The following is a 16,722-nucleotide window of genomic DNA, read 5'->3' as shown; positions in this document are numbered from 1 at the left end:
ACATGTCCAATATCGTTCTGGATAAAGACATCGCGCACAGCCATGAACATGGCCATGAAGACGCGGGCTCGATGCGCATTTTCGGTTTCTGGATCTACCTGATGACCGACTGCATCCTGTTTGCGACGCTGTTCGCAGGCTATGCCGTACTGCGTGACAGCGTGGCTGGCGGGCCTTCGACTGTCGACATTTTCGAACTGCCCTACGTCCTTGCCGAAACCGCGTTGCTGCTGCTCAGCAGCATCACTTACGGCTACGCGATGCTGGCGATGAACCGCAATGACAAAGCCAACGTGCTGCGCTGGCTTGGCGTCACCTTCGTGCTGGGTTGCGGCTTCATCGCCATGGAAATCAACGAATTCCATCATCTGATCGCAGAAGGCTACGGGCCGGATCGCAGCGGATTCCTGACCGCGTTCTTCACCCTCGTCGGCACCCACGGCGCCCACGTGCTCAGTGGTCTGGTGTGGATGGCAGTGTTGATGCTGCAAGTAAGCAGCCGGGGCCTGACCAATACCAACACCACGCGCCTGAGTTGCCTGAGTCTGTTCTGGCACTTCCTCGATGTGGTGTGGATCTGCGTATTTACCGTGGTTTATCTGCTGGGGGTGGTGTGACATGTATAACCAGAGTCCGATTCATAGCAGTGCCGGCACCAGCCATGGCACTAGTCGTTCATACATGGTCGGTTTCATTATTTCAGTGATTCTGACCGTCATTCCCTTTGGCCTGGTCATGTACCCGACGTTGCCACGCAGCGTCACCGCTTGGGTGGTGGTTGCACTTGGCGTGGTGCAGGTCTTCGCCCACCTCAAATATTTCCTGCATCTGGACACCGCCAAGGAGCAACGCTGGAACCTCAGAGCGCTGATCTTCTCGGTGGTGATCATTCTTCTGCTGGTGGGGCTTTCGCTATGGATCATGGACAGCATTCACCACAACATGCTGGCGCACTGAAGCAATGGCGGCTGTCGCTGAATGTCGGGCTGGAACTGACCAAGCCCGGCATCATCGTCGGCAATCTGGCTTCGGTGTTCGGCGGCTATCTGCTTGCCGCCGGTGGCCGCCCGGTGTCCCTGGCGCATTTCTTGGCCGCCCTGCTCGGCACCGCGCTGGTCATCGCTTGCGGTTGCGTGATCAACAACTGCGTCGACCGCGATATCGACCGGCGCATGGTGCGCACCTGTCATCGGGCGCTGGCCGTTCGCGCTGTGTCGTTGCCCAGTGCGTTTTGCTACGCGACGGTGCTGGGTGTGATCGGCTTCGGTTTGCTGTGGCTCGGCACCACAGCATTGGCCTGCGCCATGGCGGCAGTCGGTCTGATCGTTTATGCGGGCGTTTATACCTGCCTGATGAAACGCCGTTCGCACTGGGGCACGCTGGTCGGCAGCCTGTCCGGGGCCATGCCGCCGGTGGTCGGTTATTGCGCCGTGACCGGCAGCTTCGATGCCACGGCGCTGATGCTCATCGTGGTGTTTTGCTGCTGGCAGATGCCCCACTCCCACGCGATCACCGTCATGCGCCATGAAGACTTTCGTGCCGCCGGATTGCCAACCTTGACGCTCAGACAGGCACGACGCGAGATCAACCTGTACATGGTCGCGTTCCTGATCAGCGCGGCGATATTGGGCTGGGTTGCGGCTATCAATGTTTCTTATCCGCTGGTGGTACTTGGCCTGGGCGGCTACTGGTTTTATCTGACGTTGCGACCGGTGCGAACCACCAATGCGAAAGTCTGGGCGCGGCGCATTTTCAGCGTATCGATCCTGCTGATCCTGGCGCTGAATCTTTCCCTGGCACTGAACGCCGTACTGCCCTCGCCCTCTGCGCTCTACCACTCATCGGGCGTGGGGGAAAATCATCAAACGCAGGTGCGGGGCGGGTTATCAGAATCGGTAACGACTGCCTTTACAGACCACCTGGAGGAAACCCATGGCTAACGATCCTTCAACAATTGATTGCGCCTGCCCGGGCTGCACCTGCAAATGCAGCGGCGAACAAACCTTCGAGCGTGACGGCAAGCAGTTTTGCAGTCAGGCCTGCGCGGATCTTCACCCGAAGGGCCAACCCTGCCCGTCCTCGACCTGCCATTGCGAGCAGAACCTTGGGGCCGATGAGCGCAATGTCAGTGACTCGAAACTGGATCAGGCAGTCGAGGAAACCTTTCCCGCCAGCGATCCGATTTCCCCGTGATCCGCCAGGGGTGCTCGCCTTCGAGGCACTTTTTTACATCAGCAGGAGACAACGAAATGGACGAGGAAACCATCCGCAAGATCGCCTACAGGCTTTGGGAGGAACAAGGTCGGCCGCACGGCAATGATTTCGAGCACTGGTTGCAGGCGCGCGCAGAACTGGATGCGTTCGATTCCGATGGCTTGCCGGGTTCGGTCGCCAGCAGCGTAGCGCCGCCGGCACCACGGAAAAAGGCCAAGCCTGGGACCGCTGCTCCCGCGACCAGAACCCGCAAAAAAACCACGTCTGCTGCTAAATGACCGGTCTTCAAAGGCGCGCGCTTGCGGGAGGAATGGGCTCGTGAAGCGCGGCATCAATCTGGTGCTGGCGGCCTTCGCGTTGACGGCGTTGTCCTACGGTCTGGCACGCTTCGCCTATGGCCTGCTGCTGCCGCAGATTCGTCAGGATCTGGCACTGAGTGTTTCCGCCGCTGGATGGATCGGCGGCAGTGCATTTGCGGCGTATTGCGTGGGCATCGTCGCGACGTTTGTGTGCAGCGGCAAAGTCAGCCCACGCGGATTGACGGTAATGGCCGGCGCGGCGGCGGCGCTCGGGATGGGTTTGATTGTGCTCGCGTCGTCGGGATTGACGTTGGGTTGCGGCGTGGCTCTGGCGGGATTGAGCACCGGTTTGACCTCGCCGCCATTGGCCAGTGCGGTGGCAGCGCGTCTTGATGATGCGGATCGCCCGCGGGCCAATGGTTTTATCAATGCCGGGACAGCGGCGGGCATCGTTTTTTCCGGTTTGGCGGCGATATTGGCGGCCGGGCAATGGCGCCAGCTGTATGCCCTGTTTGCCTTGATCGGCATCGGCGTCACGATCTGGCTCTGGTTTGCGGTACCGCGCCGGGTCGAGCATGACATCGCGCAGAACTTCTCGCTGGCAATGCTGCGTCGACCCGGCGTACTGCCTCTGTGCGCCAGTGCTTTCCTGATGGGGTTGGCGAGCACGGCGATCTGGACATTCGGTGCCGATATCCTGCGCGGCGAGGCTGGATTCAGTGATCAGTCGATCGCCTGGGCGTGGATCGTCCTGGGTGCGGCGGGAATCAGCGGGTGTATGACGGGCGTGTTCACCGGCCGATTCGGTGTCGTGCGTATTCAGCATCTGGCACTGGCTGGGATCGCCCTCGGGACATTGGGCCTGTCGGCCGCCTCGATATCAGCCGGGTCTGGCCTCGTCGCAATGTGCCTGTTTGGCGCGGCCTATATCGTTTCCTCGGGCGTTTATCTGCTGCAAGGCATCCGCCTGTTTCCGGATCGTCCCGACTTGGGATTGGGCATACCGTTTCTGCTTCTGGCACTCGGCCAAACCGCCGGCACGCCGATTTTCGGCGCTGTGCTGGAGGCAACGGGCGTGATCTTTGCCCTTTGTGTTTTCGCGGCGGCCGCTTGCGCCGCCATGGTGCTGTGCCCAAGAGATGGTGAAAGTCCGCGCAGACAGATGTGCCAATCCACCGAAGGCTTGGGTCGCTAATGATTTTTATCGTCAGGAGTACAAACCATGGCCGTAAACATCAGCAATCTCACCCTCTCCACTCCGGTTCCCGTCTCGGCGACCAATCCGGTCGCACTTGAGCTCAACGGCGCCGAAGCCATTGCGCAGTTCCCGAGCATCGTCACGGTGCTACCGGATGGATCGCTGCAACTGTCCGCGCCGACCAAAGGCGCCTCGAGCAAGAGCACTCACCGCACCCGCTGCGAATGGAAAGAATCCTTCTATTGGTCGCTGGCCAGCGCCGCTGACCACCTCAACTATCAGGAAATGACCGTGACCAAGGTCAACTCTGCGCAGAAAGTCGTTATCTCGCAGATGCATGTGAAAAACGACGACGGCCCGGTCATCAAAGTGTTCTGGCAGAAAGGCAACATCACCATGGGCTTCCGCCAGAGTTTCAATCAGCCCACGCCGGTCAACACCACGGTGCTCAAGGGTGTACCGTTGGGGGCGAAGTTCAAGATCACCATTCGCGCCAACTCTGCCGGCGTGGCTCGAGTCACTGTCGACTACAACGGCGTTGTCGGTACATCAGGTGATTTGCAGCTCGACTCAACCTGGAATTCGCAGGTGTTCAATTTCCACGGCGGGGTCTACAACCAGATCGACTACACCGACGCCACGCCGCCAGAGGATGGCTCGATCTGCATCATCAGTGACTTGTTGATTTCGCATACTTAGGGGCTGAAACGAGCAAGGGCCTGGGTCAGCTTTCGCTGGCAGGCCCTTGTCAGAGCTGAGCTCGATGGTGGGTTTTCAGCCTCCTCTTCGACTTCGAAATTGCCTGCGTCCTAACGTCGCAGCCTTCGGCTATTGGCAAATCCTGCGCAAGCCGTAGAATCCCGCGCGCTCTTGCAAGCGCGCGTCTGGTCACAGACGCGCACTTGCAGGGCTGGCCATGTCGGCCGACGCCACCGCCCTGCCCGATCGGCAGACATTTGCACAACACCTGTTCCAGCCTGGCAACCGCATGCGCAGAGGCGCACGTTGCGCTGTACGATTTCTTGAGGTTTTTATGTCTCCGCGTTTGCTGGCCATGGCGCTGGCGCCCCTGCTCGGGCTGTTCATTATTGCTCTGGGCAACGGTTTTCTGTCTTCCCTGACCACCCTTCGCCTGGACGCCGCCGGCGCCTCGGCGACGATGATCGGAATTGTTTCGTCGGCCTACTTCATCGGCCTGACGCTGGGGGCGGTGTTCAACGACCGGCTGATACTGCGCATCGGCCACATTCGTGCCTACGGCAGCTTCGCCTCGCTGATCGCCGTGACGATCCTTTTGCAGGGTCTGTTCTATGACGCTTGGGGCTGGCTGGTCCTGCGCCTGATCAACGGCTGGGCCACGGTCGGTGTGTTTCTGGTGATCGAAAGCTGGCTGCTACTGGCCGGTGACGAGAAGATCCGCGGGCGCTTGCTCGCGCTGTACATGATCGTCCTTTATGGCGCTGGCGTTTTGGGCCAGGCGACGCTGGGAACCATCACCGGCATGAGCGACAGCGCGCCGTTCATGGTCGCCGGCATGCTCGCTGCGTTGTCGGTGCTGCCGATCGTGATCCTGCCGCGCGTCTCGCCGCTGCTCGATCAAGTCGAGCCGCTCAAGCCCCGGCAACTGCTGGGCGTGACGCCGACCGGGCTGGTCGGCTGTTTCGGCTCGGGCGTGACCATAGCGGCGATCTACACCTTGTTGCCGCTGTATCTGCAACGCAGAGGTCTGGACGTCGGTGAAGTCGGCAGCATGATGGCCTGGACGATTCTCGGCGCGATGCTGCTGCAGTATCCAGTCGGACGCTGGTCCGACCGCACCGATCGCTTGCAGGTGCTGACCCTGCTGACGGTGGCGTGCACCGCGTTATCACTGGTGATTGTGCTGCTGCCGCTGTCTTCGACAATGCTCGCGGCGATGCTGTTTCTGCTCGGTGGCGGCGTCTTCGCGCTGTACCCGGTGGCCGTCAGCCACGCGGCCGACCGCGCCCCGGCCGAAGCGCTGGTGCCGATGATTCAGGGTTTGCTGCTGATCAACTCGCTGGGCTCGGCCATCAGCCCGATGATGATCTCGCCGGTGATGAACTCGTTCGGCGCCAACGGCCTGTTCTGGGTCTTCGCAGTGGTCAATTTGAGCATGGTCAGCTTTTTCTTCTGGCGCCGCGGCAAACGCCCGGTGCCGGCCAACCCCGCCCCGTTCACGGCGGCAGCCACCTATTCGCCGACGGGTGCGGAGTTGCGGGTCACCGAGGATTTGCGCGTCGCCGCTGAGGAGCATCCGGCGATGATGGATGCGATCAGCGGGGAACTGGTGACGCAGCCTCGGTGACCGCTGATCAGCAACTGCCCGGCGGGATGCCGTCCTTGTTGAAGTCCTTCAAGCGCTCGCGCTCTTCTTCGGTGGAATGCGCCGGGGTTGTTTGATCCGGTACTTCTTCCGGCACTTCGGTTTTTTCTTCAGTCATGGCTTTGCCCTCGTAGTTGATGCTATTTCGGCATCGGCGAGGGGTGGCAGTTCCGGATTTTCAGCTCCACCGCAGCCATGCTGCTTGAGTTGCGGCGAGCATTCCCTTCGACGAACGGCGCAAGATGCCTGCCTCAAGAGCGGGCACGCTCAATCAACATCCTCTGCAACGTGTTGTCCTTCACCCAGTAATGGTGGAACAACCCCGCCAGCGCGTGCAGGCCGATCAGCCAGTAGCCGGCACTGCCAATCCATTCGTGCCAGTACTTGAGTTGTTTGGCCAGGTCCGGATCAATAGCCACCGGCGCCGGCACATGGAAGCCGAAGTACGGAAACGGCTTATCGCCCGCCGCGAGCATCAGCCACGCGAGGAGCGGTGTGACAATCATCAATCCATACAGCGCCAGGTGTGTCAGGTGCGCGATTGCGGTCTGCCACGCCGGTGGCTTGGGGATGATCGGCGGACGCGGAGTCAGGCGGCCGATCAGGCGAATCCACACCAAGGCGAAGATGCTGGCGCCAAACAGGCCATGCAGGCCCATCAGCATGCTGCGCCCCTCACTGCCCTTGGGCAGATAGCCCTTGATTTCGACGCACGCATACACCCCGACGAACAACGCCAGCATCAGCCAGTGCAGAATGATTGAGAGTTTTCCATAACGGGTTACAGCGGTGTCGCGGATCATAGGAAACGCCTCGTGATTGTTGTGGAACGACGATCATCTCGCTCGAAATTATCCATGAACAGAAGCGCAAGGGTTATCACCTCAGCCCATCAAAGGCGAGTAAGTTTCCAGCAGCTGCCCCTTGTCGACAAGTCGGAAAGGGGCTGTTCGGCAAGGCGCACCGTTGTTCGTTCTAGACCGCCAGTACGCTGCAGGGAACCTGGTACAGAATATGTTCGGTGGTACTTCCCAGCAGTTTTTCCAGCCCGTGACGTTGAACCCTGCCCATCACAATCACGTCCACATCGTGCTCTTCGGCAAACTCACTGATCGCCGCCACGGGATGTCCCTCCCTGCTATGCCTGTGCTCGGCCGTCACACCGAATTTCCCCGCCAAAGCGCTGTAATGCGCTTGCAGTTCCTTGCGCCGGGCATTCATCAATTCCGAAACCGTCCAGTTGTTCACCAGGGGAATGGCGCAGCGCCGGGTTGATCATCAGCAACAAGTGTTGATATTGGCTCATGTTTGTCTCCAGAGAGATGGAAGTCTGCGCTCATGTCACACGCAGCTGACCCGGGCCGAAAGAATCAGACAACAACGCCAATCGAGGTTGCGCCATAGCCCGGCGACTTCCTTGATAAATGTCATATGCAAGGCCCCTGGTGCTCGTCCTCCCCCTGAAAAACCTGAATATCGAGGCTTGTCCACCACCCTTGCGCAAGCGCCTGGAAAACCGACAAAGCGGCGATGAAACTGGCGAGCGACATTGATCTGGATCAATCGCTGCGACGACAAACTGGATCGAAATAGAGTCATGACTCGGCTGCGCCCGCATCTCGGATCAGGAACAGTCACAAGCTGCTCGAACGCGTGAAAGTTACAGATGCGGCCACAGAATGACAGGTCCGCAACCCACCCTCATTCTTGCTTTGCGAGGTTCACGATATGGTCATCAATGATCCAGCCATGACAACCGCCAATGTCCGCGACGCAATCGATGACAGTGGCGCACTGTTTCACGAAGCCGATCGGCTCAGCGACCAGGCCTATGCCGTCCTTGAAGAGCCGTTTTCTCCAGACACCATGCACAAGTTCAGCGAAGCGAAGAAACGCGCCGATGAGAAATATCGGCACTCCTGGCAACAATGGCAATACGCACACGGCGGGCGCAGTCACTGATGGATTACCCCCAACCGATTACCATCAACTGCTGCGATGACCGGTCAGGCTTTGGCAGGCATTGCCTTGACCATCATCAAACTGCAAGGAGCCCGGTTCATCAGGCATTCGGCCGTGCCGCCGATAAAGCCGTCTAGCGCTCGATGGTGACAGATGCCGAGCACCAGCAGGTCGAACGCGTTCTGCCGGGCAAAGTCTTCGATCACCCGGTACGGGACACCTGAGAGCAGGTGGCTGTGCTGTTCATCGAGACCATAGCGCTCGGCCAGCGTATCGAACGCTTCTTGCTGAGTATCGTTGATCGCATCGCACAAGCTGTGGTCCAGGCTCAAGTTCGGCACGCTCATCGCCGCATCACCTACCACCGACCAATTGGCGACGTTCAACAAGTGCAACGATGCATCGCATTACGACGCCAATGTCGATGCAACGCCGAGTATCCGGTCGTTGAGCCCTTGGGTCAGATCCTCGAGATGCGACAGGTCAATGGCCGCCAGGATCTTCAAGGGTTTCGGATGTGCGGCCTCGGTGACCAGATGCACACAGGCGGAACAATCTCGTACCAATAGCCAGTCCAACGGCTGGTGAAACGTTTGATTGAGCGCCGAAACATGGTGAGCATCCTTGATCACCAGATCGGCTTGAAAGTCATTGATGTACTCAAGTACATGGGCCGGCGTGGCCCTGGCCCAGACCACTTCGGTGCTGACTTGCACGCCAGCGCCACGTTGAAACCGGGCCTGCTGCTCCAGCCACTGGCGATGCATCTGCAAATAGCCTTCACGCGCTTGCGCCATGGCGTCGTGGTCGAACAGACCGGCCAACGCCAGGGACTGGACATGATCGAACGCGACGATGTGCAGCAACGCGCCACTGGCCCGAGCGAGCGCCTGGGCGCGATCAAACGCCGGGGTGCGGGTCATTTCAGCGGGTGCGATCAACAGAATGCGTTTGAGCCTGAACATCACGTGTATTTCCAGTCAGCGCCATTGGACGATTCTGCAACTCTGCCAACCTCCACGCTTGATATGCATCAAGTCTCCCCATCAACCCTGCGACACAAGAGCGGCGCAGAGGCCGTTGCCTTTGTGATTCCCCTCCCCGCCGTTCGTCCGTAATCACGCTGACAAACCAAACGAAAGGCACGTGCGCTGCGAAGACTTCTATGCTTATCACACTCATTGGAGGCTGCTTATCCATGCTTGAAGCCCACTCGCCCCCGCCGATTCTCAAAACTGCCTGTTCCAACTGCAGTGTGGTCGAGTTATGCCTGCCGCTTGGCCTGACTGGCCCGGAGGTTGATCGACTCGACACACTGATCGTGCAGCGATACAAGGTGAAGAAAGGCGCCGCTCTCTACCGGACCGGGGATCCGCTGCGCTCGCTGTACGCTGTGCGAATAGGTTCGTTCAAGACCAGCGTGGTCTCCGTCGATGGGCGTGAGCAAGTGACCGGTTTTCATATTCCCGGCGAAATGCTCGGGCTGGACGCCATCAGCATCGATCAACACGCGTGTACTGCGTATGCGCTGGAAGACAGCGAAGTCTGTCCGATTCACTTCGCTCAGCTGGAAAAACTCGCGCAAAGCCTGCCATCCCTGCAGCACAACCTCAATAAACTGCTGAGCCGGGAAATTGTGCGCGATCACAGCATGTTGATGCTCATGGGCAACATGAACTCCGATGAGCGCCTGGCGGCTTTCCTGCTCAACCTCTCGCAACGCCTCAGCTCCCGTGGCTATTCCTCGAAAGAGTTCGTGCTGAAAATGCGCCGCGAAGAAATCGGCTCCTACCTTGGGCTGCGTCTGGAAACCATTTGCCGCGGCATTGCCCACTTGCGCGATCAGGGTTTGGTGGAAATCACCGCGCGCGACGTGAGAATCCACAACATGGACGGCCTCAAGCAGATGGTGTCGGGCTGCAACCGCCAGAGTCATTGAGCCCTGCCAGGTTTACGCTGGATGAATCCGAAGCGGGTGATTGTGCTCATCCCGCGACCATTGGTTTGACTGCCAGAATGCTCCCCGGCACCGAATACAAGGCGCGCTCGGTGGTGCTGCCGATCACGCGTTCGATGCCCACGCGATGAACCGTGCCCATCACCACCACGTCGGCCAGGTACTGCTCGACGAACTCATTGATGACCTGCACTGGATGGCCCATGACGAAGTGTCGACGCTCAGGGGGCACGCCGTGGCGATCGGCAAGGGCGACAAAAGCCTGATGCAGTGTCTGACGCAGTTCGTTCGCCAAATCTTCGTTCCAGCCACCGTTGACCACTGGCGCTTCGCCGTTGAAGGCAGCGGACAAATCGTAGGCGCAGAGCAGGTGCAACGGCACGTCGCATTGCACCGCCAAAGCGTTCGCCGACCGTATGATCACGTCGTTCAAGCCACTGATTTGGGTATCCGGATCGAACGGGTCCACGGCTGCCACGACACGATGCGGCAACGCATAGCGAATCTGATTGACCAGATGCACCGGAATCGGACACTCACGCAGCAGGTGGCAATCGAGCGGCGTGATGAACACGCGTTTGAGCGCCGGTTCCAGTCGCACGTCCTTGATCAACAGGTCGGGCTTGAGCACATGGACGGTCTTGAGGATGTCCAGCAGCGGATGGCTGGAGAAGACCACATCAACCGTGCCGTCCAGCCCCTGGTTGCTGAGCTGCTCGAGCTCATCGGCCACCCAGCGACGGTAGCGCCGCTGATAGCGCTGAGCATCCACGTCATCGATTTTTTCCTCCCACAGATGGGTGATCGGCACCGGCGAGACAAAGGCCCGCACGTCCAGCGCCGCCCCGCTCGCCTTGGCCAGCGCGATGGCACGCAGCATCGCCGCCGATTGATGCAGCGTCTGGTCGGCGACCAGCAACAGACGTTCATATTGGCCCATCACACACCTCCGCTCGGCACCGGCGCGGTGGGCCGGCAGGCTTCAAGACTGCGCCCGCTCGCCCTTGCCCGGCGTTGATTTACATCAAGCCCGGGTCAATGAAAGAGGCGTCTGATGTAGATCAGATGTCGCCGTGGGCAACCGCGTAGAAGGAAGGCAAGCGGACGGTTTTCCAACCGCCCGCCAGCCTCTCGAACCGGATGGAGAATGATCATGCTCACCGTCAAAGACCACAACGATCAGGCCGTGGCCGCTTATGCGGCGGTCGCCGGACAATACTGGATTGAGGCGCTCAAGGACGGCCGCCATGTATTGATCCGGCCCCTCACGGAGAAGGATCGCCTGCGCGAATACGACTTCATCAAGCGCCTGTCGCCCGAATCCAGGCACATGCGTTTTCTCGCCCAGATCAGCGAACCCGGCACCGCTCTGCTAGACCAGTTGATGGACACCGATAACAAACAGCGCACCGCCTTCATTGCACTGGTTCACGAGAACGGCAAGTTGATCGAAATCGGCATCAGCCGCTATGCCGGCACAGGCGCCCATCAATGCGAATGCGCGGTGACGGTCGCCGATGAATGGCAGCACCTGGGCTTGGGCACGTTGCTGATGGAGCATCTGATCAAGGCAGCCCGCCGCAACGGATTCCGCCAGATGTACTCGGTCGATGCCGCCAGTAACGCGGCGATGCGCGATCTGGCCAAAAGCCTGGGCTTCGAGACCCACAATGATCCGGACGACGCACGCCAGGTCATTCATCGTCTTGACCTGTAAATGAATCGCCCCGAGGTGAGTCGGCCAACGACGCACCTCGGGGCGATCGTGTTTCAGGATTGCAGCGTGGGTTGCGGCTTGATCGCCAACACACTGCAAGGTGCCCGATGCAGCAGCTGTTCGGCGGTGGTGCCTAACAACTTGCTCAAGCCGTGGTGCTGCACTGTGCCCATGACAATGACGTCAATCTGCTTGTCGATGGCGAACCCGCAGATACTGCGCACCGGTGCGCCCTCGATGAAGTGCCGGCATGAGACCGGCACGCCGTGGCGCTCGGCCAAGGCCGTAAATGCCTCATGCTGCGCAGTGCCCAGCGCTTCATGAATCCCGGTGGCCAGCGGCAATGCGCCGAACCCCATGTCCGTGGCGTAAACCGCCGTCCAGTCGTAAACATGCACCACATCAAGACCGGCATCGCACTGCGCGGCGAGTTGGGCGGCGGCATCAATGATCTGATCGTTGAACAGGCAGTCCTGCTCTTCGCTGCGCAAGACATCGACGATGGCCAGGACACGGCGCAGGCGCGGATGGGTGTCGTCGGTCACCAGATGCACCGGCACCGGGCAATCGCGCAACAGTTGCCAGTCCAGCGGGGTGTAGAAAATACGCTCCAGGACGGACTCGTGCTGCACATCCTTGATGATCAATAGCAACGGCATTTCGTTGATGAACTGCAGGATCTCGGCGAAGGGATCCTGGACCCACATCACTTCGCTGGTGACCATGATCTGATGCCTCGCCAGCAATGAAGCCTGCTCTGCGAGCCACTGCCGGTGAGTGCGCAGATAACCATCGCGGGCGAGGCGGATCTGCTCGGGGGCAAACAGCCCTGCCACGGCCAGCGCCTGCAAGTAGTCGAAGGCCACGATGTGCAGCGGCAACTGCATGGCCTGGGCCAGTGCAGCCGCGCGCTCGAACGCCGGCGTGCGCTCCATGGCTGAAGGAGCGATCAACAGTAAACGCGGAGTCTGTGACATGGGATACCTCGGCATGCGGCCAGCCAGGAGAAACAGACTTCAGGGTGAATGCTGTGGCCATTGGCAGCTTGATCTTTATCAGCAAGAGCACCGATCGCGCTCAAAACAGCACAGTGCCCGCCCACATGGCCAAGGTCAGCAATACCTGGCCCGGGATCACGCAGGCAGCGAAACGCCTGCCGCCGCTGACCCACGCCACCACGCATTTGCTCACCGAGTTACTGCTGACGGCAATCAGCGCTGGCACCGCTATCGAGTCATAAGGCACCTGGCCCGCCTTGGCCAGGCTGGCGATGGACGCTGTGGCAGAGTGCGCATCGGCAAAGCCCGAAAGCATTGCGGTCAGCCACAAGCCTGCCTGACCAAAGTGGCTGAGCATGGCCGAGGAGACGAATGTGATGCCGGTAAGGGTCAGTGTCACGATGACCGCGAGTTTCAGATTGAACGCTCCTGCCGTGTCGACCGGCTTGCTGCGGCTCCCTCGCGTGGGGTCGGGGAACATCAGGCAGGCGCCGTACAACATCGTAGCGATCAAGCCGAAGAGCAGTGGCGCCCATAAACTGTTCAGCAGATCCGCATCAACCATCGTCAGGATCAGGCCGATCTGTATCACCGTCGCGAGATTGGAAAAAATCGCCGCCGCGCTGAGGATGCGGATGTTGTCCGGCTCATGGGCAAGGCGTTGGCCCATGGTCGCGATCGTCACGGTACTGGAGGCGAAGCCGGATGCAATCGCGCTGATGACGTAGCCATAGCGCGAGCCCAGGGCGCGCACGGCAATGTGGCCGAACGCGCCGACCAGCATCAGCAACACCGTCACGGTACAAATGGTGCGCAGATTGATCGCGGCGTACGGGCCGATATATCGGTCCGGTGCCAAAGGCAGTATCACCAGCGCTGCGATCAGCAGGATCAGGCCGTCACGCATTTCCGTTTCGGACAACTGGCTGTTGGCAAAGTGATGCAGCGCCTGGCGATACGCCAAAAGGCCCGCGATCACCACGCCAAGGGCAATGGCCAGCGCCGGCGCGGTTGCGCACAACGCGCCCAGGATCAGCACGGTGATCAACGCCACCTCGCTGGTCAGCCCAGGGTCGTCGCTTTGACTACGCCAGTACGCAACGCTGGTCAGCAACGTGACACAGCCGGCGACGATCCCCAGCAGCAGGCCACCGCCGACCTGTAGCGCGACATACCCCAACAGCGCGGTAATGGCGAACGTGCGCAAGCCGGCGCAGTGTCGCGCATCGCCAGTGCCCTTGTGCCGTTCACGCTCAAGACCGATGAGCATGCCGATCCCCAACGCCGCAGCGGCGCCGGACAGATCAAAAACCTCATTCATGATGGGTAGCGTCCCGCAGGATTTGCGCACCCTGCTGCACTCGGTTTATGGCGAGCATTCAACGCTTGCGCTGATGCGGCGAGCCGTTACCGGCCTTGCTGGCAACGGCTGGGCAAACGCATTCGGCCACTCGTGAGGGGCGTTGATACGGGCCTCAAGCACCTCGACAAATTCCTGCGCAGCCTTGAGGCTCATGAAGCCCACATCCCAGTCATCCATGTGCACGACCCAGCCGTGGGGAGCGTGTTTTTCAGTGATCTTGATGTTCATGGAAACCCCGGTTTCAGCGGCACGCCAAGGTGCTTTCAAGGAGTGATTGCGACTTTCATGACCCCGTCGCGTTGATGAGCGAACAACTCATACGCCTGCTCGATGTCGTCCAGTCTGAAACGGTGAGTCACCAGCGGTGACAGATCGACGGCGCCGCTCTGCACCACGGCCATCAGTCGACGCATGCGTTCCTTGCCGCCCGGGCACAGGGTGGAAACGATGCTGTAATCGCCCAATCCGGCGGCAAACGCGCCGAGCGGGATGTGCAGATCGCTGGAATACACCCCGAGGCTGGACAAACGCCCGCCCGGGCGCAGCACCCGCAATGCCGACTCGAACGTGCCTTGGGTGCCCAGCGCTTCGATGGACACATCCACGCCACGGCCATCGGTCAATGCCATGATCTGTTCCACCACATTGCCGTCCTTGAAATTGACGGTATGGGTCGCGCCCAGCTGGCGCGCCATGGCCATGCGTTCGGCCACCGCGTCGACACCGATAATCGTGGTGGCGCCCTTCAGCCGTGCTCCGGCCACGGCACAGAGGCCGATCGGGCCCAATGCAAACACCGCGACAGCGTCGCCGATGGCGATCTCGCCCCGCTCCGCCCCCGAGAACCCGGTGGACATGATGTCCGGGCACATCAGCACCTGTTCATCGCTCAACTGATCGGGGATCGGGCACAGGTTGGCCTGTGCATCCGGCACCAACACGTACTCGGCCTGGCAACCGTCGATCGTGTTGCCAAACTTCCAGCCGCCGATGGCCTTGAAGCCGTGCCGGGTGTCGGGGCCGTCCTGCGAGCCGCAGCCACACAGGCACGCGTAACTGTGCCCGCTGGGGGTGATGGCCCCGGCGATCACCCGCTGCCCTTCGACAAAACCGAGTACTTGCGAGCCCAATCGCTCAATGATGCCGACCGGTTCGTGGCCGATGGTCAGTCCTCTGGCCACTGGGTATTCGCCGCGCAGGATATGCACGTCGGTGCCGCAAATGGTGGTGGTGGTCACGCGGATCAACGCATCCAGCGGCCCGACCTCGGGAATCGGCTTGTCATCGAGCACGATGCGATTTTTTTCAACGAATATTGCGGCTTTCATGGTGGCCATGATGGCTTTCCCTCCGCCGGCGTGTGAGTGCAAGGCAGAGCTTGAGCCGGGACGGCGGGGTCTTAGTTGATAATGGTCAACTATCCGAGGATCAGTGGTATTGCCCGACCGTATATCCGCTCACGGCCACGCGCTGATGTCTGGTTGATAAATATCAACCCCGCCCTGCTGGCTCGCTCCACGATAAGCGCATGCCCCACTACTCACTGTTTCCAGGCATGCAGCGCAATGCCTGGGTGACTACCCTCGGGAGTTCTGTCATGTCTGAGCAATCGCGTTTCATGCTGGTCGTGTCGCCGCTGATGAAAAACAGTCCGGCGTTCGACCGCGCCGCCGCACTGGCCAAAGCGTCGGATGCCGCACTGCATATTGTCGCGTTTGATTATCTGGAGGGCCTGGCGACCGCAGGAATGGTCAACGAGCAAGCCCTGGAGCAGATGCGCCTGGGCTATGTCGAACGCCATCATCAATGGCTCGAAGACCAGGCCCGGCCGTTGCGCAAGATCGGAGTGACCGTCACCACCGAGGTCGTCTGGGTGGACAATCCTTTGAAGGAAATCCTCATTCATTTGAAAGAACAGCCGATGGCTGTCCTTATAAAGGCTCTGGAGCACGAATCAGTTCTGTCGCGACTGATGTTCACCCCGCTGGACATCCACCTGTTGCGCGAATGCCCGGTGCCGCTGCATTTTGTCAGCCACGCTCAAAACGCTCTGCCGCGCCGAATCGTCGCGGCGGTCGACCCCTTCCATCGTGATGGCCAATACCAGGGCCTCAACGATCGGATCCTGCGCGAAGCAGCAAGACTGGCCAGTGTCTGCAATGGCAGCCTGGACGTGATTTATGCCCACGACCTGTCATCGATCAGCGCTGCCGAATTCGGCTTCAATAACGCGTCCGCGATCTTTTCTTCCAGCGCAGCCAAAAAACTGTTCGAGGCCCAAGGCGAAGCCTTCCAGGCGTTGGCTGAACGTAACAACATTCCGGCAGAGAACCAGCACATGATTGTGGGCGATCCCGCCAAGGTGCTTTCCAGCTATGCCGATGCTTACGACATCGATGTGATCGTAATGGGCCGCGTCACCCATCGAGGAATCGCCCGACTGGTTGGCAGTACGGTCGAGCATCTGTTGTACAAAATGCCTTGTAGTGTGTGGGTGGTGGCGCCGGAAACGCTTACTCGCTGATGGATGCAGTCGACGCTGAAGAAAGGAGTGGATTTCCAAACACCAGACGGTGACGGAATGGCCAGTCAGGAGCGTGGAAAACATCTCCATTGCACCATAAATATCAAGGGCTTGCATGACATATGTCATGCAAGCCCTTGATATTT

General features: G+C 60.0%; 19 protein-coding genes and 2 pseudogenes. 12 read left to right on the top strand and 9 right to left on the bottom strand.

Going from position 1 to position 16,722, the window contains the following annotated elements; translation table 11 throughout:
- Positions 1-2 precede the first annotated feature (2 nt).
- From D8U71_RS14875 to D8U71_RS14840, 8 genes are all read left to right on the top strand, one after another.
- Positions 3-617, top strand: coding sequence for a cytochrome o ubiquinol oxidase subunit III (locus D8U71_RS14875; protein WP_130888089.1), 615 nt, complete (start codon positions 3-5; stop codon positions 615-617).
- A 1-nt stretch (position 618) separates the two neighbouring features.
- Positions 619-957, top strand: a complete 339-nt coding sequence (cyoD, locus tag D8U71_RS14870; RefSeq protein ID WP_016774550.1) for a cytochrome o ubiquinol oxidase subunit IV — start codon at positions 619-621, stop codon at positions 955-957.
- On the top strand, positions 915-1,940 hold the full coding sequence (gene cyoE, locus D8U71_RS14865) for a heme o synthase (protein ID WP_130888088.1): 1,026 nt from the start codon (positions 915-917) through the stop codon (positions 1,938-1,940). Before cyoD ends, cyoE begins: the two co-directional genes overlap by 43 nt.
- A complete protein-coding gene (locus D8U71_RS14860; RefSeq protein ID WP_024012801.1) occupies positions 1,933-2,193 on the top strand; it encodes a metallothionein in 261 nt (86 codons plus the stop codon). Before cyoE ends, D8U71_RS14860 begins: the two co-directional genes overlap by 8 nt.
- Positions 2,194-2,249: 56 nt before the next feature.
- A complete protein-coding gene (locus D8U71_RS14855; protein WP_130888087.1) occupies positions 2,250-2,492 on the top strand; it encodes a DUF2934 domain-containing protein in 243 nt (80 codons plus the stop codon).
- A gap of 40 nt (positions 2,493-2,532) precedes the next feature.
- Complete coding sequence (locus D8U71_RS14850) at positions 2,533-3,708, top strand: MFS transporter (RefSeq protein ID WP_177434913.1); 1,176 nt, start codon at positions 2,533-2,535, stop codon at positions 3,706-3,708.
- A gap of 27 nt (positions 3,709-3,735) precedes the next feature.
- Positions 3,736-4,410 carry a polysaccharide lyase family 7 protein gene (locus D8U71_RS14845; protein ID WP_110599440.1) on the top strand — a complete coding sequence of 225 codons (675 nt, stop codon included), beginning with the start codon at positions 3,736-3,738 and terminating at the stop codon, positions 4,408-4,410.
- A 289-nt stretch (positions 4,411-4,699) separates the two neighbouring features.
- Positions 4,700-6,037, top strand: a complete 1,338-nt coding sequence (locus tag D8U71_RS14840; protein WP_347233378.1) for an MFS transporter — start codon at positions 4,700-4,702, stop codon at positions 6,035-6,037.
- A gap of 7 nt (positions 6,038-6,044) precedes the next feature.
- Here the strand turns inward: D8U71_RS14840 and D8U71_RS28765 are convergent, their stop codons facing one another.
- The 3 genes and pseudogenes from D8U71_RS28765 to D8U71_RS14830 all read right to left on the bottom strand — a co-directional run.
- Complete coding sequence (locus D8U71_RS28765; protein WP_256205753.1) at positions 6,045-6,173, bottom strand: hypothetical protein; 129 nt, start codon at positions 6,171-6,173, stop codon at positions 6,045-6,047.
- A 133-nt stretch (positions 6,174-6,306) separates the two neighbouring features.
- Positions 6,307-6,858 carry a cytochrome b gene (locus D8U71_RS14835; RefSeq protein WP_110599435.1) on the bottom strand — a complete coding sequence of 184 codons (552 nt, stop codon included), beginning with the start codon at positions 6,856-6,858 and terminating at the stop codon, positions 6,307-6,309.
- 172 nt (positions 6,859-7,030) lie between these two features.
- Positions 7,031-7,291, bottom strand: a pseudogene (locus tag D8U71_RS14830) (universal stress protein); the annotation flags it as partial.
- A gap of 513 nt (positions 7,292-7,804) precedes the next feature.
- Between D8U71_RS14830 and D8U71_RS14825 the strand changes: the two are divergent.
- The gene (locus D8U71_RS14825) at positions 7,805-8,017 is read left to right on the top strand and encodes a hypothetical protein (protein WP_241664229.1); all 213 of its coding nucleotides are present in this window, start codon (positions 7,805-7,807) and stop codon (positions 8,015-8,017) included.
- Positions 8,018-8,061: 44 nt separating this feature from the next.
- On the opposite strand, the pseudogene D8U71_RS14820 reads toward D8U71_RS14825, so the two are convergent.
- Positions 8,062-8,982 (bottom strand): annotated as a pseudogene (locus D8U71_RS14820) (universal stress protein).
- Positions 8,983-9,215: 233 nt separating this feature from the next.
- On the opposite strand from D8U71_RS14820, the gene fnr reads away from it, so the two are divergent.
- Positions 9,216-9,956 carry a fumarate/nitrate reduction transcriptional regulator Fnr gene (fnr, locus tag D8U71_RS14815; protein WP_130888083.1) on the top strand — a complete coding sequence of 247 codons (741 nt, stop codon included), beginning with the start codon at positions 9,216-9,218 and terminating at the stop codon, positions 9,954-9,956.
- A gap of 46 nt (positions 9,957-10,002) precedes the next feature.
- Here the strand turns inward: fnr and D8U71_RS14810 are convergent, their stop codons facing one another.
- Positions 10,003-10,914: a universal stress protein gene (locus D8U71_RS14810; RefSeq protein ID WP_130888082.1), complete on the bottom strand. Its 912-nt coding sequence runs from the start codon at positions 10,912-10,914 to the stop codon at positions 10,003-10,005.
- A gap of 213 nt (positions 10,915-11,127) precedes the next feature.
- On the opposite strand from D8U71_RS14810, the gene D8U71_RS14805 reads away from it, so the two are divergent.
- Positions 11,128-11,691 carry a GNAT family N-acetyltransferase gene (locus D8U71_RS14805; protein ID WP_024012773.1) on the top strand — a complete coding sequence of 188 codons (564 nt, stop codon included), beginning with the start codon at positions 11,128-11,130 and terminating at the stop codon, positions 11,689-11,691.
- A 53-nt stretch (positions 11,692-11,744) separates the two neighbouring features.
- Here the strand turns inward: D8U71_RS14805 and D8U71_RS14800 are convergent, their stop codons facing one another.
- From D8U71_RS14800 to D8U71_RS14785, 4 genes are all read right to left on the bottom strand, one after another.
- Positions 11,745-12,668 carry a universal stress protein gene (locus D8U71_RS14800; RefSeq protein WP_130888081.1) on the bottom strand — a complete coding sequence of 308 codons (924 nt, stop codon included), beginning with the start codon at positions 12,666-12,668 and terminating at the stop codon, positions 11,745-11,747.
- A gap of 100 nt (positions 12,669-12,768) precedes the next feature.
- Entirely contained in the window at positions 12,769-14,010 is a 1,242-nt protein-coding gene (locus D8U71_RS14795) for a DUF4010 domain-containing protein (protein ID WP_130888080.1), read from the bottom strand.
- A 45-nt stretch (positions 14,011-14,055) separates the two neighbouring features.
- The gene (locus D8U71_RS14790; protein WP_122610501.1) at positions 14,056-14,280 is read right to left on the bottom strand and encodes a hypothetical protein; all 225 of its coding nucleotides are present in this window, start codon (positions 14,278-14,280) and stop codon (positions 14,056-14,058) included.
- A 35-nt stretch (positions 14,281-14,315) separates the two neighbouring features.
- A complete protein-coding gene (locus D8U71_RS14785; RefSeq protein WP_130888079.1) occupies positions 14,316-15,389 on the bottom strand; it encodes an NAD(P)-dependent alcohol dehydrogenase in 1,074 nt (357 codons plus the stop codon).
- A gap of 260 nt (positions 15,390-15,649) precedes the next feature.
- Between D8U71_RS14785 and D8U71_RS14780 the strand changes: the two genes are divergently transcribed.
- Positions 15,650-16,576 (top strand): universal stress protein, encoded by a 927-nt coding sequence (locus D8U71_RS14780; protein ID WP_130888117.1) that lies wholly within the window; start codon positions 15,650-15,652, stop codon positions 16,574-16,576.
- Positions 16,577-16,722: the final 146 nt, after the last annotated feature.

Origin of the sequence: Pseudomonas sp. Sample_21, assembly GCF_004307525.1 — a bacterium.
GTDB classification, from domain to species: domain Bacteria; phylum Pseudomonadota; class Gammaproteobacteria; order Pseudomonadales; family Pseudomonadaceae; genus Aquipseudomonas; species Aquipseudomonas atacamensis.
The sequence above is the reverse complement of the archived record's forward strand: the minus strand, read 5'-3'. Positions and strand labels throughout refer to the sequence as shown.

Coding starts and splice junctions, on each gene's coding strand:
- D8U71_RS14875 (WP_130888089.1), top strand. CDS start 3: ATGTCCAATATCGTTCTGGATAAAGACATCGCGCACAGCCATGAACAT.
- cyoD (WP_016774550.1), top strand. CDS start 619: ATGTATAACCAGAGTCCGATTCATAGCAGTGCCGGCACCAGCCATGGC.
- cyoE (WP_130888088.1), top strand. CDS start 915: ATGGATCATGGACAGCATTCACCACAACATGCTGGCGCACTGAAGCAA.
- D8U71_RS14860 (WP_024012801.1), top strand. CDS start 1,933: ATGGCTAACGATCCTTCAACAATTGATTGCGCCTGCCCGGGCTGCACC.
- D8U71_RS14855 (WP_130888087.1), top strand. CDS start 2,250: ATGGACGAGGAAACCATCCGCAAGATCGCCTACAGGCTTTGGGAGGAA.
- D8U71_RS14845 (WP_110599440.1), top strand. CDS start 3,736: ATGGCCGTAAACATCAGCAATCTCACCCTCTCCACTCCGGTTCCCGTC.
- D8U71_RS14840 (WP_347233378.1), top strand. CDS start 4,700: ATGCGCAGAGGCGCACGTTGCGCTGTACGATTTCTTGAGGTTTTTATG.
- D8U71_RS28765 (WP_256205753.1), bottom strand. CDS start 6,173: ATGACTGAAGAAAAAACCGAAGTGCCGGAAGAAGTACCGGATCAAACA.
- D8U71_RS14835 (WP_110599435.1), bottom strand. CDS start 6,858: ATGATCCGCGACACCGCTGTAACCCGTTATGGAAAACTCTCAATCATT.
- D8U71_RS14825 (WP_241664229.1), top strand. CDS start 7,805: ATGACAACCGCCAATGTCCGCGACGCAATCGATGACAGTGGCGCACTG.
- fnr (WP_130888083.1), top strand. CDS start 9,216: ATGCTTGAAGCCCACTCGCCCCCGCCGATTCTCAAAACTGCCTGTTCC.
- D8U71_RS14810 (WP_130888082.1), bottom strand. CDS start 10,914: ATGGGCCAATATGAACGTCTGTTGCTGGTCGCCGACCAGACGCTGCAT.
- D8U71_RS14805 (WP_024012773.1), top strand. CDS start 11,128: ATGCTCACCGTCAAAGACCACAACGATCAGGCCGTGGCCGCTTATGCG.
- D8U71_RS14800 (WP_130888081.1), bottom strand. CDS start 12,668: ATGTCACAGACTCCGCGTTTACTGTTGATCGCTCCTTCAGCCATGGAG.
- D8U71_RS14795 (WP_130888080.1), bottom strand. CDS start 14,010: ATGAATGAGGTTTTTGATCTGTCCGGCGCCGCTGCGGCGTTGGGGATC.
- D8U71_RS14790 (WP_122610501.1), bottom strand. CDS start 14,280: ATGAACATCAAGATCACTGAAAAACACGCTCCCCACGGCTGGGTCGTG.
- D8U71_RS14785 (WP_130888079.1), bottom strand. CDS start 15,389: ATGGCCACCATGAAAGCCGCAATATTCGTTGAAAAAAATCGCATCGTG.
- D8U71_RS14780 (WP_130888117.1), top strand. CDS start 15,650: ATGTCTGAGCAATCGCGTTTCATGCTGGTCGTGTCGCCGCTGATGAAA.